The 16,347-nt window shown below is 64.9% G+C and carries 12 protein-coding genes and 2 pseudogenes; 12 read left to right on the top strand and 2 right to left on the bottom strand.

The annotated features are described in order from the left end of the window. The first annotated feature begins 4 nt into the window (after positions 1–4). A complete protein-coding gene (locus QM685_RS07470; protein ID WP_415114308.1) occupies positions 5–922 on the top strand; it encodes a dihydrodipicolinate synthase family protein in 918 nt (305 codons plus the stop codon). A 95-nt stretch (positions 923–1,017) separates the two neighbouring features. Then, positions 1,018–2,040: an Ldh family oxidoreductase gene (locus tag QM685_RS07465; protein WP_415114306.1), complete on the top strand. Its 1,023-nt coding sequence runs from the start codon at positions 1,018–1,020 to the stop codon at positions 2,038–2,040. 118 nt (positions 2,041–2,158) lie between these two features. Here QM685_RS07465 and QM685_RS07460 read toward each other — a convergent pair whose 3' ends face one another. Further along, positions 2,159–4,324, bottom strand: coding sequence for a phosphocholine-specific phospholipase C (locus tag QM685_RS07460; RefSeq protein WP_415114304.1), 2,166 nt, complete (start codon positions 4,322–4,324; stop codon positions 2,159–2,161). Between the two features lie 166 nt (positions 4,325–4,490). Here QM685_RS07460 and QM685_RS07455 point away from each other — a divergent pair, with 166 nt between their 5' ends. The 6 genes from QM685_RS07455 (at position 4,491) to QM685_RS07430 (ending at position 13,156) form a co-directional block, all read left to right on the top strand. Beyond that, the gene (locus QM685_RS07455; RefSeq protein WP_415114302.1) at positions 4,491–4,814 is read left to right on the top strand and encodes a hypothetical protein; all 324 of its coding nucleotides are present in this window, start codon (positions 4,491–4,493) and stop codon (positions 4,812–4,814) included. Positions 4,815–4,969: 155 nt separating this feature from the next. Beyond that, the gene (locus QM685_RS07450; RefSeq protein ID WP_415114300.1) at positions 4,970–6,940 is read left to right on the top strand and encodes an amylo-alpha-1,6-glucosidase; all 1,971 of its coding nucleotides are present in this window, start codon (positions 4,970–4,972) and stop codon (positions 6,938–6,940) included. Positions 6,941–6,993: 53 nt separating this feature from the next. Then, positions 6,994–9,810 carry an MGH1-like glycoside hydrolase domain-containing protein gene (locus QM685_RS07445; RefSeq protein ID WP_415114298.1) on the top strand — a complete coding sequence of 939 codons (2,817 nt, stop codon included), beginning with the start codon at positions 6,994–6,996 and terminating at the stop codon, positions 9,808–9,810. Positions 9,811–9,964: 154 nt separating this feature from the next. Next, positions 9,965–11,590 carry a glucose-6-phosphate dehydrogenase gene (zwf, locus tag QM685_RS07440; protein ID WP_415114296.1) on the top strand — a complete coding sequence of 542 codons (1,626 nt, stop codon included), beginning with the start codon at positions 9,965–9,967 and terminating at the stop codon, positions 11,588–11,590. Positions 11,591–11,646: 56 nt separating this feature from the next. After that, positions 11,647–12,549 carry an ROK family protein gene (locus QM685_RS07435; protein ID WP_415114294.1) on the top strand — a complete coding sequence of 301 codons (903 nt, stop codon included), beginning with the start codon at positions 11,647–11,649 and terminating at the stop codon, positions 12,547–12,549. Between the two features lie 37 nt (positions 12,550–12,586). Further along, positions 12,587–13,156: a YbhB/YbcL family Raf kinase inhibitor-like protein gene (locus tag QM685_RS07430; RefSeq protein ID WP_415114292.1), complete on the top strand. Its 570-nt coding sequence runs from the start codon at positions 12,587–12,589 to the stop codon at positions 13,154–13,156. Positions 13,157–13,176: 20 nt separating this feature from the next. On the opposite strand, the gene QM685_RS07425 is transcribed toward QM685_RS07430, so the two are convergent. Then, positions 13,177–14,172, bottom strand: a complete 996-nt coding sequence (locus QM685_RS07425; protein ID WP_415114290.1) for an aldo/keto reductase — start codon at positions 14,170–14,172, stop codon at positions 13,177–13,179. A 208-nt stretch (positions 14,173–14,380) separates the two neighbouring features. Here QM685_RS07425 and QM685_RS07420 point away from each other — a divergent pair. The 4 genes and pseudogenes from QM685_RS07420 to QM685_RS07405 form a co-directional block, all read left to right on the top strand. Next, positions 14,381–14,461, top strand: a pseudogene (locus QM685_RS07420) (PKHD-type hydroxylase); the annotation flags it as partial. Continuing rightward, a pseudogene (locus QM685_RS07415) lies at positions 14,433–15,137 on the top strand (PepSY-associated TM helix domain-containing protein). The pseudogenes QM685_RS07420 and QM685_RS07415, both read left to right, overlap by 29 nt. 157 nt (positions 15,138–15,294) lie before the next feature. Then, positions 15,295–15,993 carry a nitroreductase gene (locus QM685_RS07410; protein ID WP_415114288.1) on the top strand — a complete coding sequence of 233 codons (699 nt, stop codon included), beginning with the start codon at positions 15,295–15,297 and terminating at the stop codon, positions 15,991–15,993. 34 nt (positions 15,994–16,027) lie between these two features. Further along, complete coding sequence (locus QM685_RS07405; RefSeq protein ID WP_415114286.1) at positions 16,028–16,342, top strand: high-potential iron-sulfur protein; 315 nt, start codon at positions 16,028–16,030, stop codon at positions 16,340–16,342. The last annotated feature ends 5 nt before the right edge of the window (positions 16,343–16,347 follow it).

The following is a 16,347-nucleotide window of genomic DNA, read 5'->3' as shown; positions in this document are numbered from 1 at the left end:
CACAATGAGCAAGGCTATCCAGTGGAGCGGTGTGTTTCCCGCCGTCAGCACCCAGTTCAGGCCTGACTTTTCGCTCGACATCGACGCGACGCATCGCGTGGTCGGCAATCTCGTGAAGGACGGCGTGTCGGGCCTCGTGGTCTGCGGCACGGTCGGCGAAAACACGTCGCTGAGCACGTCGGAAAAATTGCAGGTGATCGAAGCCGCGCGCGATGCCGCCGGCGGCAAGGTACCGGTCATCGCGGGTGTTGCCGAGTTCACGACCGAGTTCGCGCGCCAGACCGTGCGCGAAGCCGCGCGCGTCGGCGTGGACGGCGTGATGGTGATGCCGGCGCTCGTCTATTCCGCGAAGCCGCACGAAACCGCCGCGCATTTCCGCGCGGTCGCGACCAGCACCGATCTGCCGGTGATGATCTACAACAACCCGCCTATCTACAAGAACGACGTCACGCCGGACGTGCTGATCGCGTTGCAGGACTGCGAGAACATCGTCTGTTTCAAGGATTCGTCGGGCGATACGCGCCGTTTCATCGATCTGCGCAACGCGGTCGGCGATCGCTTCGTGCTGTTCGCCGGCCTCGACGACGTGGTGGTCGAAAGCATCGCGGTCGGCGCGCAAGGCTGGGTGTCGGGCATGTCCAACGCGTTTCCGAAGGAAGGCGAGACGCTGTTCCGGCTTGCCACGCAGAAGCGTTACGACGAAGCGCTGTCGCTGTACCGCTGGTTCATGCCGCTGCTGCACCTCGACGCGCGTCCCGACCTCGTGCAATGCATCAAGCTGTGCGAGGAACTGCTCGGCCGCGGCAGCGCCGTCACGCGTCCGCCGCGTCTCGCGCTGCAGGGCGACACGCTCGCAGAAGTGAAGGAGATCGTCGCGAAGGCGGTGGCCACGCGTCCGTCGCTGCCGGACGTCGGCATCTAGTCAGAGCGATCGCTTTCGCGAATTGCGTCAATGCGCGTGCCGCTCGCGCCGATGCGGTTCGATGCCGGCGACGATCGATGAACGAAGGAGCCAGCATGACCGCTGATGCGACGGATGTCGTGCTCACGCTCGACGAAGTCCACGACCTGTCGTTTCGTGTATTGACGCGGCACGGCATGTCCGACGCGCACGCCGACGCGATCGCGCGCGTGATTACGCAGGGCCAGCGCGACGAATGTCATTCGCACGGCATCTACCGGCTGCTCGTGTGCACGCGTTCGCTGCGTATCGGCAAGGTGAATCCGCGGGCCGAGCCGACGTTGCGCGACGTGTCGGCGAGTATCGTCGCGGTCGATGCGCACTACGGCTTCTCGCTGCTCGCGTTCGAAACCGGCTTGCCGGTTCTGCTCGAGAAGGCGCGGCGCCAGGGCATCGCGGCGATGGCGATCAACCATTGCTTTCACTTCTCGGCGCTGTGGCCCGAGGTGGAAGCGATCGCGCGTGAAGGACTCGTCGGCCTCGCGATGAATCCGAGCCATAGCTGGGTCGCGCCGGCCGGCGGTAAGCAGCCGGTGTTCGGCACGAATCCGCTCGCGTTCGCATGGCCGCGGCCGGGGCGCGAGCCGTTCGCGTTCGACTTCGCGACGAGCGCGATCGCGCGTGGCGATATCGAGCTGCATGCGCGGCAAGGCAAGGCGATTCCTTCGCATTGGGCGATCGACAGCGAAGGCCGGCCGACCACCGATGCGCAGGCTGCGCTGCAAGGCGCGATGCAGACGTTCGGCGGCCACAAGGGCTCGGCGCTGGCGGCGATGATCGAATTGCTGGCCGGCGCGTTGATCGGCGATCTCACGAGCATGGAGTCGCAGGCGTTCGATGAAGGCGCCGGCGCGACGCCGTGTCATGGCGAACTGCTGATCGCGCTGGATCCGAAGGTGTTTCTCGGCGATGGCTACGAGGCGGGGCTGGCGCGCGCCGAAAAGCTCTTCGGCGCGGTGACCGGGCAGGGCGCGCGGCTGCCTTCGCAGCGGCGTTTCGATGCGCGCGGGCGCAGCATGCGCGATGGCGTGAAGATTCCGCGTGCGCTGTATGACGACGTGCTCGCGTTGCTCGATTGAAGATCAAATGCAAGTAAAAACACCGGCATGAAATGAAATCGGCATCCTGTCCGCCGCACGGGCGAAACGGGATGCCGAATCACGCTACAAGAGCCTGCAAGAGTCGTAAGCGAAAACCTCAGCTCACCACGAGCACCGGCGCGACCGCCGCCGGATCGCTGATGCTCGGCCGGCCGTTCTCGACGTGACCGGCGAAGCGGCGCGAAAAGCTCGCGTCGTCGCTGCTCGTCACCGTCAGGTCGTACCAGTGATGGCTCGACGCGAGCACCCAGCCTTCCTCGATATGCGCATGCGCCGGCACGAGCACGGTGCGCGGGCGCGCGCCGTACGCGTTGTCGGTCACGGCGAGGCGGGCAATGCCGCCGCCGTTGTTCGTGAACTTCAGGAACACGTTGCCGTTGGCGACGTCGTATTGCGCGGTCACTTCGGGCTTCGCGGGCGTGCCATTGCCATGTCCGTGGCCGCGGTCATGTCCGTTCTGCGTGCTTTGCACGCTCGCCTGCGTATTGCCCGCGAACTTGCGCACGAAGCCGTTCGGACCGAACACCTCGAACGAATACACGCCGTTCGTCGCGCTCAGATCGAACGTATCGCTGAGCGACTTGCCCGCCTCGACCGTATAGCGCCACGGACCATCGGTGCGATTCGACGCGTATACGTAGAAGTGCGCGCCCTGGTCGCCGGTGTTGCCGAACGAGATCTCGAACGTGTTCCTGCCCGCATCCGCCGAGCCGTTCACGTGCAGTTCATACGGCAATGCGCGCGCGAAACGGATGCCCGCTTCCTGCGCATCGACCGGGCCGGGCGTCGTGGGTACGGTCGGCTTCGGCTGGGTCGCGCACTGGTTGTCGGCGATGCTCTTGTAGTTGCTCGTGTCCGGCAGCGGCGGCATCTTCGAGTCCGGCGTGCGGAAGTCGAATGCGGTGGTCAGGTCGCCGCACACCGCGCGGCGCCACTGCGTGATGTTCGGCTCATGCACGCCGAAGCGCGTTTCGATGAAGCGGATCACCGACGTGTGATCGAACACCTGCGAGCAGACGAAGCCGCCCTTGGTCCACGGCGACACGATCGTCATCGGCACGCGCGGGCCGAGGCCGTACGGCAGGCCGTCGGCGGTATAGCTGCCGCCGCGCAGCGGATTGACGACGTCGTGGATCTCGCCGTCGGTCGTGACCGTCGACTTGCCCTGCGCGGACGTCGTCGGCGGTTGCGGCGGCACGATGTGATCGAAGAAGCCGTCGTTCTCGTCGTACATGATGAAGAGCACCGTCTTGCTCCACACCTCGGGGTTCGACGTCAGCGCATCGAGAATCTGCGACGTGTATTCGGCGCCGTATGCGGGCGTGTAGCTCGGATGCTCCGAGTACGCGGCCGGCGGGCACAGCCACGACACCTGCGGCAAGCGGTTCGCGAGCACGTCGGCCTTCAGGTCGTCGATCGTGCGCACGGTCTGCGCGCGCTCATAGAGCGGCGAGCCCGGCTGCGCGTCGATGAAGTTCGTGAAGTTCTGCAGGATGTTGGTGCCGTAGTTGCCGTTCAGCGGATCGGCGCCCGTCAGGCCCTGCTGATAGACCTGCCACGAAATGCCCGCGGCCTGCAGGCGTTCGGGATAGGTCGTCCACGACAGCAACTGGTACTTCGGCGGTAAGTCGTTGTCCACGAAATCGTTGTTGTCGAGCAGCGGACCACCCATCGTGCCGCTCGGATCGACCATGCCCGTCATCAGATACGCTCGGTTCGGGTGCGTCGGTCCCGGCATCGAACAGAAGTAGGCGTCGCACACCGTGAACGCATCGGCCAGCGCGTAATGGAACGGGATGTCGCCACGCAGGTGGTAGCCCATCGTCATGTCCGTCTTGTACTGCGGCCACTGGTTGTAGGCGCCGTTGTTGATCGCGTAATGCGTCGGATACCAGTTGTGATCGAGATCGCCGACGCACTGCGCGCTCGTCGTCTGCGTGTTCAGGTGGAACGGCAGCACCGGTTTGGTCGGGTCTTCCTTCGACGGTTGATACCAGACCGGTTGCTGGCCGCCCGGCAGCGGAATCGGGAAGCGGTCGTTATAGCCGCGCACGCCGCGCAGATGGCCGAAGTAGTGGTCGAACGAACGGTTCTCCTGCATGAACACTACGATGTGCTCGACATCGCGGATCGTGCCCGTGCGCGAGAACGCGGGTATGGCCAGTGCGTTGCGGATCGACTCGGGCAAGGCGGTCATCGCGGCGGCGGCGCCCGCCGATGAAGCCACGGTCTGCAGGAAACGGCGACGGCTGGTTGATGTCATCGGATATCACCTTCTGCGTTGGGGAAGAATAGCGCGCGTGCGCGCGCCGGGGGGACGTCGGATTCGTCGTGGGGTCCGGGTTGCCGGCTAGTTGCTCGCGCTGTCGCCGGGTGCGTAACGCATCACCGGTGCGACCTGCTGGCTGTCGGCCGCGAGATTGGCCTGCATGTTTTGCGCGATCGGGTCGGAGGCGGCGCTTGCGCTGTTTGCCGCGTCGCTGATGCCCGGTGTGGAAGCGCCGGGAAGCGCGGCGACTGCCGAAGGCGCCGGTGATGTTGCCGTCGCCGTCGCAGGAGGCGGCGCCGCGTCGTTAGCGGCGGAGTTCGTCGTTGAAGGAGTGCTCGCGGACGATCCGTCGTCCGCGCCGCAACCGTTCAACGCCATCGTTGCGAGTGCAAGCAAGGTTGCACTCGCCATGAGCCTCGTCTTTCTCATGTCTGCATCCGGTTCGGTGAAAGCGGATGCAGTCTCCAATCCTTTCAAGAAATAATTGTGAAACGTTTGCGCGTGGCATAACTTTCGTCAATTCGTTGGGTTATCGAAAGTAAATGGAAAGTGGCGAGAAGGACAACGGTCACGGTATCGCCATCTATGACATCTGCGTTATGGTCTTGTGCACGACGTTTTTGCATGGGCACGCATGACATGACACGCATCGAATCACCTCTCGACCTCGCGCGGCTCGAAGACGAATGGCTGGAAGCGGACAGCTTCGGCGGTTTCGCGTCGGGCACGGTTGGCATGCTGCGCACGCGCCGTTATCACGCGTTGCTGCTCGCCGCGACGCGCGCGCCGGGCGGGCGGATGGTGCTCGTCAACGGCGTGGAGGCGTGGCTCGAAGCGGGCGGGCAGCGGTATCCGTTGAGCATGCAACGCTATGGGCCCGACGTGATCTATCCGGATCTGCGCGGCAGCGTGGTCAGCTTCGATACCGCGCCGTGGCCGACGTGGCGCGTGCGGGTCGATGCGCGGACGGTGGTGATAGCCGAAGTGTTCGTCAGCAAGGCGACCTGCGAAACGGTGCTGCGCTGGCGGCTCGAAGGCGGCGATGTCGATGCGCCGGTGCTGAAGGTCAGGCCGCTGCTGTCGGGCCGCGACTATCACGCGCTGCATCATGAGAATCCCGCGTTCAACTTCAATGCGCGGGCGAGCGACGACCAGTCGTGCGTGAACTGGCAGCCATACGGCGGCCTGCCGGTCATCCGTGCGGCGACGAACGGCACTTACACGCACGCGCCCGACTGGTATCGCAACTTCTGCTATGTGCGCGAGCAGGAACGCGGGCTCGATTGCACCGAAGATCTCGCGACGCCCGGCGTATTCAGCTTCAACCTTGCCGCTGGCGACGCGCTGATGATCCTGAGCGCGTTGGGCATCGCCGCAACGGAGAACGCAAGCGATAAAGCCCAAACCGCCGCGCACGCCGACGCGCTTGCGCGCACCGAACAGCAACGCCGCACCGCGCTCGGCTCGCGCCTGCAACGTTCCGCCGACGCCTACGTCGTCACGCGCAACGAAGGCCGCACGATCCTCGCGGGTTTCCCGTGGTTCACCGATTGGGGGCGCGACACCTTCATCGCGATGCGCGGCTTGCTGATCGCGTCGAATCGTCTCGCCGACGCCGAAGCGATCCTGCTCGAATGGTCGGGCACGCTGTCCGAAGGGATGCTGCCGAACCGTTTCCCCGATTACGGCGACACGCCCGAATACAACTCCGTCGATGCGTCGCTGTGGTTCATCGTCGCCGTGCACGACTATCTGGCGACGCCGCACGCAAGCACGGCCACGCGCGCGCACTTGCAACAGGCGGCCGAAGCGATCCTCACCGGCTATACGAACGGCACGCGCTTCAACATCGGCGCCTGCGCCGAAGACGGCCTGCTGCGCGCCGGCATCCCCGGCGTGCAGCTCACGTGGATGGATGCGAAAGTCGGCGACTGGGTGGTCACGCCGCGCATCGGCAAGCCGGTCGAAGTGCAGGCGCTGTGGATCAACGCGCTGCGGATCGCGTCGGCATGGAACCCGCAATGGCGGCAGCAGGCGGAGCGCGCGACGCTCGCGTTTCATCGGCGTTTCGTCGATCCGGACACGCAGGCGCTGTTCGATAACGTCGACGTCGATCATGTGCCGGGCACGGTGGATCGCGCGATCCGGCCGAATCAGATTTTCGCCGTCGGCGGCTTGCCGTTTCCGCTGCTCGAAGGCGAGGCGGCGCGCGCGGTGCTCGGCCAGGTCGAAGCGCAACTGCTCACGCCGCTCGGGCTGCGTTCGCTCGCGCCGTCCGATCCCGCCTATCGCGGCCGCTATGGCGGCCCGCCGCTCGCGCGCGACGGCGCCTATCATCAGGGCACGGTGTGGCTGTGGCTGATCGGTCCGTTCGTCGAAGCGTGGCTGCGCACGCATGGCGCGAGCGCTGAAAACCGCGCGCAGGCGCGGGCGCGTTTTCTCGATCCGCTGTATGCGCATCTCGACCATGCGGGGCTCGACCACCTGTCCGAAATCGCCGATGGCGACGCGCCGCATACGCCCGCGGGCACGCCGTTCCAGGCGTGGTCGCTCGGCGAGCTGCTGCGCATCGAGAACCTGCTGGCCCAGGCGGAGCGCACCGGCGCGTAAACCGCGCTACGATGTGGGTCCCGTCTCGCCAGGCCTGTTGCAAGGATTCCCTCATGCCCCCGCTGCGCCCCGCCAATCTGCTTGCCACCATCGAAGGTTCCCGGCTGCATTCGGCCGACTGCGGCCGCTGGCAGCGCTGGGGCCCGTATCTGAGCGAGCGCCAGTGGGGCACGGTGCGCGAGGACTACAGCCCAAATGGCACCGCGTGGGACTCCTTTCCGCATGACCATGCGCGCAGCCGCGCATACCGCTGGGGCGAAGACGGCATTGCCGGTTTCGGCGACGACCGGCTCAACTGGTGCGTGTCGCTCGCGCTGTGGAACCGCAAGGACCCGATCCTCAAGGAGCGCCTGTTCGGCCTCACGAATTCGCAGGGCAATCACGGCGAGGACGTAAAGGAGCTGTACTTCTATCTCGACGGCACGCCGACGCATTCGTACATGCGCATGCTCTACAAGTATCCGCACGCGGCTTATCCGTACGAAGACCTGATCGAGGAAAACGCGCGCCGCGGCGGCGATATGCCGGAGTACGAGATTCTCGATACCGGCGTATTCGAGGATTCGCGCTATTTCGACGTGCAGGTCGAATACGCGAAGCACACGCCCGACGACATCGTGATGCGCGTGACGATCGAGAATCGCGCGGATCAGGCCGCGTCGCTCGACGTGCTGCCGCAGATCTGGGCGCGCAACTCGTGGTCATGGAGAGAGAACAGGGACAAGCCGAAGCTCGTGATGAGCACCGACCATGACGGCGCGGTGCATCTCGTCGGCCATCATCACGTGCACGAGCCGATCGTGGTGACCGCATGGTCTCCCGACGTGCCGCGGCTTGCGTGGCTGTTCTGCGAAAACGACACGAACGTGAAGCGCCTGTTCAACATGGACGGCGCGGGTCCGTTCAAGGACGGCTTCAACGACTATCTGGTGCACGGCGACGCGAACGCGATTCGCCACGACGCGGGCACCAAGGCCGCCGCGCATGCGGCGCTCGAACTCGGTCCCCATGCGCGCTCGGTCGTGTATCTGCGCTGGCGCTCGCAATCCGCTGCCGACGACGCACCGTTCGACGCCGACGCGGTCTTCGCGCGCCGCATCGCCGAGGCCGACGAATTCTATGGCGCGCTGCAACACGAGATCGCCGATCCCGACGCGCGCCTCGTGCAGCGCCAGGCGCTCGCCGGCATGCTGTGGTCGAAGCAGTACTACCAGTACGACGTGCAGCGCTGGCTCGACGGCGATCCGTTGCAGCCGCCCCCGCCCGCCGAGCGCAAGCACGGCCGCAACGTGGACTGGCGGCATCTGTGCAACGCGGACATCGTGTCGATGCCGGACAAATGGGAGTACCCGTGGTACGCGTCGTGGGACCTCGCGTTTCACGCGGCGGCGTTCGCACTGATCGATCCCGCGTTCGCGAAGAAGCAACTGCTGCTGCTCGTGAAGGACCGCTATCAGCATCCGAACGGGCAGTTGCCCGCGTACGAATGGGCGCTCAGCGACGCGAATCCGCCCGTGCATGCATGGGCCGCGTGGCGTGTGTACGAGATCGACCGCGCGCTGACCGGCAAGGCCGATCGCGATTTCCTCGAACTCGTTTTTCACAAGCTGCTGCTGAATTTCTCGTGGTGGGTGAATCGCAAGGACGCCGACGGCCACAATATTTTTCAGGGCGGCTTTCTCGGGCTCGACAACGTCGGCATTTTCGACCGCTCGTCGCCGCTGCCGACCGGCGGCCATATCGACCAGGCCGACGGCACCGCGTGGATGGCCGCGTATGCGCTCGACCTGATGCGCATCGCGCTCGAACTCGCGTATGCGAACCACGTGTTCGTCGATATCGGCGTGAAGTTCTTCGAGCACTTCCTGTACATCGCGGAAGCCGTCAGTTGCGACGATGGCTGCGATACGGGCCTGTGGGACAGCCAGGACGAGTTCTTCTACGACAAGCTGCGCCTGCCCGACGGCAGTAGTTTCCCGATGCGCGTGCGCTCGATCGTCGGACTGATTCCGCTCTTCGCGGTGCACGTGCTCGAGGAGCGTTTGCATGGCGGTTTGCCGGGATTGCGCGAGCGGCTCGTGTGGTTCCTCGAACATCGGCCCGATCTCGCGAGGCTCGTGTCGCGCTGGAACGAGCCGGGCAAGGGCAATGCGCTGCTGCTGTCGCTGCTGCGCGGGCATCGGATGAAGGCATTGTTACGCCGCGTGCTCGACGAAAGCGAATTTCTTTCCGATCATGGCGTGCGCGCACTGTCGCGTTTCCATCGCGATCAGCCGTTCGTGTTGCAGCACGACGGCAACAGCTTCTGCGTCAAATATCTGCCGGCCGAGTCCGACACGCGCGTGTTCGGCGGCAATTCGAACTGGCGCGGCCCGGTGTGGATGCCGGTCAACTATCTGCTGATCGAATCGCTGTATGAATTTCACCGCTATTACGGCGACGATTTTCGTGTCGAGTATCCGACCGGGTCCGGGCAGAAGTTCTCGCTGAGCGAAATCGCCGACGAACTCGCGCGCCGCGCGACCACGCTGTTCCTGAAGAACACGGACGGCGAGCGGCCGGTAATGGGCACGTATCCGCTATTGCAGGCGGACCCGCGCTCGCAGGATCTGATTCTGTTTCACGAGTACTTTCACGGCGATAACGGGCGTGGGGTGGGCGCGTCGCACCAGACCGGCTGGACCGGATTGGTCGCGTTGCTGCTGCAGCCGCGCGCGATGGGGGCTTCGGGCAATGTGCCGCTGGCGGGCGAGCCGGTGGCGCGGGCACCGATTCCGGCCGGGGCTGGGGTGACGGCGGCTCCCGTGGTTTCCGCGCCCACGCCAGCGCAAGAAGCCGCGCCGTCACTCGCGGCCACGACGACGAAGTAAGCGCGCCACGGCCGCGGTTGTCGCACTCACGCGCGAGATTACATACGTCATACAAGCGGAATGCCGCACAGCTTGCATGATCGTGATTGAACTGTGCGGGGCCGTGCGCGGTCTTTCACGTATCCATTGGCTCGTCCAGGTCCAAGTGAATCTCATGTCGACTACACCCAACCCCTCCGCTTCTTCTTCTTCTTCTTCTCAACCCGACACAGCCTCCGCGCGTAGCTGCAAGCTCAGCGCGAGCCCGCACGATGCGCTGTCGTCGCCGGCCGGCAAGAAGCCGGCGCCGCCGTGCACGCTGGTGATCTTCGGCGCCGGCGGCGACCTGACCCGGCGTCTGCTGATGCCCGCGCTCTACAACCTCGCGGTGGATGGGCTGCTCGACGACGGCATGAAGATCGTCGGCGTCAATCACGGCGAGCGTGAAACCAGCGAATGGGTGGAGGATCTGCACAAGTCGCTGCAGCAGTTCGCCGCCGACAAGGCCAGCACGTTCCACGCCGGCAAACTCGACGACAACGCGTGGAATTGGGTCGCGCAACGCCTCGAATACATGGCGGGCGAATTCGAATCCGACGATACGTTCGCGCAGCTCAAGCAGAAGCTTGCGCAGCAGCAGAGCGGCAACGTGATTTTTTACCTCGCGGTCGGCGCGCGCTTTTTCAAGCCGATCGTCGATCGTCTCGGCAAGGCCGGTTTGCTGAAAGAAGGCGACGGCGCGAACGGCGGTTTTCGCCATCTCGTGATCGAAAAGCCGTTCGGTACCGATGCCGCGTCGGCGCGCGACCTGAACGCGCATATCCTGTCTTGCGCGAACGAGTCGCAGGTGTATCGCATCGATCATTTTCTCGGCAAGGACACCGTGCAGAGCATTCTCGCGGTGCGTTTCGCAAATGCGCTGTTCGAGCCGATCTGGCGGCGCGAATATATCGACAGCGTGCAGATTACGGCGGCGGAAACGATCGGCGTCGAAGGGCGCGGCAGGTTTTACGAGCAGACCGGCGCGTTTCGCGACATGGTGCCGAACCATCTGTTCCAGCTTCTCGGCATGGTCGCGATGGAACCGCCCAATTCGTTCGACGCCGAAGCGGTGCGCGACAAGAAAGCCGACCTGTTCGACGCGATCCAGCCGCTCACGCGCGACGACGTGGTATTCGGCCAGTACGAAAAGGGACCGGCCGGGGTCGGCTATCGCGAAGAGCCCGACGTCGCGCCCAACAGCACGACGGAAACCTACGCGGCGGCGCGGGTGTTCGTCGAGAACTGGCGCTGGGCCGGCGTGCCGTTCTATCTGCGCACCGGCAAGCGGCTCGCCGCGCGCCGCACCGAGATTTCGGTGCAGTTGAAGCCGGTGCCGTTTCGCCTGTTCCGCGACACGCCGGTCGATGCGTTGACGCCGAACGTGTTGACGTTGCGCATCGATCCCGCGCACGGCACGAGCTTCGATTTCAACGTTAAAACACCGGGACCCGTGATGCAGGTCGGCGCGGTGCAGTCGTCGTTCGACTACAACGACTTCTTCGCCGAGCGCGCGAATGTCGGCTATGAAACGCTGCTGTACGACTGCATGCTGGGCGACGAGACGCTGTTCCAGCGTGCCGACAGCATCGAGACGAGCTGGTGCGCGGTCGACGATGTGCTGCATCCGAAAAGCGGCGGCGCCATTGCCGTGCACGGTTATGCGGCCGGCAGCGAAGGGCCGGCGCAGGCCGATGCGCTGCTTGCGCGCGACGGCCACGCATGGCGGCCGTTGCAACGCGATACGGTCGAAAAGAAGTAATGCCACGGCAGTTCAACACACGTGCTAACACTCGCATTCACGCAACGGGGGATATCGTGACAACAGGCAGAAAGAACGCGGCAGCGAAGAAGGGCGCGGCAACGAAGAGCGCGACGAAAGGTACGACGAGGAGCGCAACGAAGAACACAGCGAAGAACACGACGAAGCGCGCGGCGACAGGTGGCGCCGAAAACATTCTGGCGATCGACGTCGGCGGCACCGGTTTGAAGGCCGCGATCATCGGCGCCGATGGACAGATGAAGACCCAGCGCGTGCGCGTCGCGACGCCGCATCCGTGCACGCCGGATCAGCTCGTGGACACGCTCGCGCAACTGGTCGCGCCGCTCATCGAGCAGGCGCCGCCCGCGATGATCTCGATCGGCTTTCCGGGTGTCGTGCGCGACAACCGCATCCTGACCGCACCGCACTTCGGCATCGAGGGCTGGCATGACATCCCGCTCGCGGATTCGCTCGCGCAGCGCCTCGGCGGTCTGCCGGTGCGCATGATCAACGATGCGGAGATGCAGGGCTTCGCCGCGATCGAAGGACACGGCCTCGAATTCGTGCTGACGCTCGGCACCGGCGCGGGCACCGCGATGTTCCGCGACGGCGAGCTGATGCCGCATCTGGAGCTGGCGCACCATCCGGTGAGCAAGAAGGGTGTCGCGTACGACGAATACATCGGCGAGGCCGCGCGCGAGCAGATCGGCAACAAGCGCTGGAACCGGCGCGTCGAGAAGGTGATCGGCATTCTGAATTCGCTCGTCAATTACGACAAGCTGTGGATCGGCGGCGGCAACGCGGCGCGTATCAAGTTCGAGTTGCCGGCGAACGTGGCGACCGTGTCGAACGACGCGGGCATCGAGGGCGGCGCGCGCTTGTGGCATCCGCTGTCGGTGCGCGAGACGCGGCAGTTGCCGGAGGCGACGCAGAAAATCGGGCGGTTCAAGTTCAGGTGACAAGGAGCGTGCGACCTTCCCGCCACGGAGACTCACGATGACGACTCGAAGCAATCTGAACTTTGCGCGGCGCCTGCTCTCCGTCGGCATCTGCGCGGTGCTCGCTTACGCGAGCGTGCATGCGTATGCGGTGCAGGCATTCGCGGTGTCGTCGCCCGGACTCGCCGACGGCGGCACTCTCGATGCCAGCCACGCCGCGAGCGCCAACAATTGCGGCGGCGGCAACGTATCGCCGGCACTGCAATGGCGGAACGCGCCGGCCGGCACGAAGAGTTTCGCGGTGACGATTTTCGATCCCGACGGCGCGAAGGGATTGGGCATCGTTCATTGGATCGTGTACGGCATCGCGCCGACCACGATGGGACTCGCCGCGGGCGAGGCCGCGCCGCACGGCAGCGTCGCCGGCACGAACCGCACCGGCGGTCCCGGCTACTACGGACCATGTCCGCCGGTCGGCGACGTGCCGCATCACTACGTCGCGCAGATCTATGCGCTCGATCTGCCGCCCGACGCATTGCCGGCCGGCTTGACGCGCGACGCGTTTCTCGCGGCGATCAAGGATCACGTGCTCGCCGCGACGAGCACCGTGCTGCGCTATGGGCGTTGACGGCGCGCCGTCTGACGCGCCTACCGCGCCGCGTCGCCCCAACGGTATTGCACGCTCGCTTCGTCGAGCTGCGTCTTGAGCGCGCCATCGAGCACGAAATCAGCGGCCGCGAGCGTATCGCTCAGTTGCTCCGCCCGGCTCGCGCCGATAATCGCCGACGTGATCAGCGGATTCGCCAGCACCCAGGCAAGCGAAACCTTCGTCAGCGATTCGCCGGTCGGCGCGACGATCGCCTTCAGCTGCCCGATGGTCTCGAACTCGCGCTCGTGCCAGTAGCGCTCCTGATACATCGCGCCCGCCTTGCCGACCGTTTCGGTGAAACGCCCTTCGGCGGGCTTCGCATCGTGCCGGTGCTTGCCGGTCAGCAGCCCGCCCGCGAGCGGGTTATACGGCATCACGGCCAGTTGCTCCTCGGCGGCCAGAGGCAGCAACTCGCGCTCGATCTGGCGAAACAGCAGGTTGTAGCGCGGCTGCACCGACACGAAACGCGCGACGCGCAGCACGTCCGCGCGTCCTAACGCGCGCGCGAGCCGGTACGCGAGAAAGTTCGACACGCCGATATAGCGCGCCTTGCCCGCTCGCACGATCACGTCGAGCGCTTCGAGGGTTTCGTCGAGCGGCGTTTTCGCGTCGTCGGAATGGAGCTGGTACAGGTCGACGTAATCGGTGCCGAGGCGGCGCAGCGATGAGTCGATCGCATCGAGCAGATGCTTGCGCGACGCGCCCTGATCCCATGCCGCCGGCCCCACCTTGCCGACCGCCTTGGTCGCGACGATGAAGCGTTCGCGCTTGCCCTTCAACCAGCGTCCGATGATTTCCTCGGTACGTCCGGCCAGATTCTCGCCGCCGCCGAGCGGATAAACGTTGGCGGTGTCGATGAAATTGACGCCGGCGTCCGCGGCCGTGTCGAGAATGCGGTGCGATGCGGCTTCTTCGGTTTGCAGCCCGAAGGTCATGGTGCCGAGACACAGGCGTGAAACGGTCAGGCCGGTGCGGCCGAACTGGCGGTATTGCATGGGTCGACTCCAGAAAGGAACGGGAATAGCCGGCAACGAGGACGCTCGCGAACGTGTCGCCGGCGATGGTGTTGTAAAAAGGATAAACGCAGTCGTGGTTCCGCGTGCGCGGCGTCTTTTTCGGTTCGTTATTGAATTGAAAGATGGGCTGTAATGTTCTGCTGAATAACAAGCTTACGCGCAATAAGATTTCTCGTGATCGAAGAATCGTGCGTTGCTGTTCGATATGGACACCGCGATTCAACGGCTCAATGCCACGCATGCCGATGAGGCCGCCCGCGGACAGTGAGAACGACGCGCACGAGTTGCGGCGGCTCGATGACGATGAGCTCAAGTCGCGCCAGCAGCGCTCGCGCCGCGCGACCTTCATCAAATGGCTGCGCAAGGTGCACGGCTGGGTCGGGTTGTGGGGGGGCCGCGCTCGGTCTGTTGTTCGGCACCACCGGGTTCTTCCTGAATCATCGCGGCGGCCCGCTCAGGGTGTCGACTGGGAGCCGCAGGTGTCGGTCGTGCAGATGCCGCTGCCGCAACCGGCGCCGGAAACGCCGCGCGAGCTTGCCAGCTGGCTGAAGGGCGAACTGAAGATCGCCGGCAATCCGGGGCGCGTGCAGAAGGAGCCCGAGCGTCGCGTCGCATGGGGTGATCGTAGCGTGATGCAGCCCGAGCATTGGCAACTGATTTTCGCGTCGCCGCGTGAGAATACGTCGGCCGAATACTGGGTCGGCAATAACTATGTGACGGTCAAGCGCAGCGAGAACACCTTCCCCGCAATGCTGACGAACATGCACAAGGGCGTGGGCCTGAGCGTCGGCTGGGTACTGCTGATCGATACGTTCGCGTGCAGCCTCATTCTGTTGTCGCTGACCGGCGTGCTGTTGTGGACCGAGTTGAACAAGCGCAAGACCGTGGGCGCGATGCTCGGGCTGGGGTCGATTGTCGCGATCGTGTGCCTGGGGTTGCTGTAAGCGCGGCTTTTTCCGCCACACTCCGTCAATTACACACTACGTATTGCATCGCGCGGATCATCGCGCTCCGGCGACCTGTGTGCTTGCGCGCGGGCTTTGACCGGCACGCGCTAGAATCGTCGCAGACCCACTTCGCTGGCGCTGCCGCCATCCGCCGATGCCCTCTCCCGCCAATCCTTCCAATCCTGTCGATGCCGCGCTGATGACGCGGCGTGCGGTGCGCGCGTTTCTGCCGACACCGGTGCCGCGCGCCGACATCGAAGCGATTCTCGAAGCCGCGAGCCGGTCGCCGTCGGGCACCAACACGCAGCCGTGGAAGGTGTACGTGCTGACCGGCGACTCGCTCGCGCGGCTGTCGCGCGAACTGCTTGCCGCTTACGACGATCCGCAACGCGACGCGCTCTATCGCGAGGAATATCCGTACTATCCGCAGCAGTGGCTGTCGCCGTTTATCGACCGGCGCCGCAAGATCGGCTGGGATATGTATGGGCTGCTCGGCATCGGGAAGGGTGACAAGGCGCGCATGCACGCGCAGCATTCGCGCAATTTCCGTTTCTTCGATGCGCCGGTCGGTCTGCTGTTCACGATCGACCGCAGCCTCGAGCTCGGTAGCTGGCTCGACTACGGGATGTTCCTGCAGGCGATCATGACGGCCGCGCGCGGACGCGGGCTCGATACCTGTCCGCAAGCCGCGTTCATACCGTTTCATCGATTGATTGCCGAACATCTCGGCTTGCCCGGCAACGAGCAGTTCGTGTGCGGCATGTCGCTCGGTTTCGCCGACGAAAGCGCGCCGGTCAACGCGCTGCGAACCGAACGCGAACCGGTCGAGCGATTCGCGCGGTTTCTCGATTGAGCATTCGCCAGTCCCCATCCGGAGCCACACGAAAATGAAAACATCACGTCGCCAATTTCTGCTGCTGAGCGCGGGCGTCGGCTCGTCGCTCGTGTTGTCCCGCGCCGTGTTTGGTGCCACTGCCGCCAATACGATTAGCGAGAGCGATCCGCAGGCGCGGGCGGTCGGCTATGTCGCGGATGCGTCGAAGGTCGACAAGGCGAAATTCCCGAGCTTCGCGCCGGGGCAATCGTGCGCGAACTGTTCGCTGTTCCAGGGCAAGGCTTCGGATGCGTACGGCGGCTGCACGTTGTTCGGCGACAAACAGGTGGCGTCGCGCGGATGGTGTAGCTCGTATTCGAATATCTAGGTCGG

This window comes from Paraburkholderia sp., assembly GCF_047605525.1.
Taxonomy (GTDB): Bacteria; Pseudomonadota; Gammaproteobacteria; order Burkholderiales; family Burkholderiaceae; genus Paraburkholderia.
The sequence above is the reverse complement of the archived record's forward strand: the minus strand, read 5'-3'. Positions and strand labels throughout refer to the sequence as shown.

Bases quoted from the DNA above. Each gene is read 5' to 3' on its own strand.
- QM685_RS07430 (WP_415114292.1), top strand. From the start codon at position 12,587: ATGACGACTCGAAGCAATCTGAACTTTGCGCGGCGCCTGCTCTCCGTC.
- QM685_RS07425 (WP_415114290.1), bottom strand. From the start codon at position 14,172: ATGCAATACCGCCAGTTCGGCCGCACCGGCCTGACCGTTTCACGCCTG.
- QM685_RS07445 (WP_415114298.1), top strand. From the start codon at position 6,994: ATGCCCCCGCTGCGCCCCGCCAATCTGCTTGCCACCATCGAAGGTTCC.
- QM685_RS07465 (WP_415114306.1), top strand. From the start codon at position 1,018: ATGACCGCTGATGCGACGGATGTCGTGCTCACGCTCGACGAAGTCCAC.
- QM685_RS07460 (WP_415114304.1), bottom strand. From the start codon at position 4,324: ATGACATCAACCAGCCGTCGCCGTTTCCTGCAGACCGTGGCTTCATCG.
- QM685_RS07410 (WP_415114288.1), top strand. From the start codon at position 15,295: ATGCCCTCTCCCGCCAATCCTTCCAATCCTGTCGATGCCGCGCTGATG.
- QM685_RS07450 (WP_415114300.1), top strand. From the start codon at position 4,970: ATGACACGCATCGAATCACCTCTCGACCTCGCGCGGCTCGAAGACGAA.
- QM685_RS07405 (WP_415114286.1), top strand. From the start codon at position 16,028: ATGAAAACATCACGTCGCCAATTTCTGCTGCTGAGCGCGGGCGTCGGC.
- QM685_RS07470 (WP_415114308.1), top strand. From the start codon at position 5: ATGAGCAAGGCTATCCAGTGGAGCGGTGTGTTTCCCGCCGTCAGCACC.
- zwf (WP_415114296.1), top strand. From the start codon at position 9,965: ATGTCGACTACACCCAACCCCTCCGCTTCTTCTTCTTCTTCTTCTCAA.
- QM685_RS07455 (WP_415114302.1), top strand. From the start codon at position 4,491: ATGTTTTGCGCGATCGGGTCGGAGGCGGCGCTTGCGCTGTTTGCCGCG.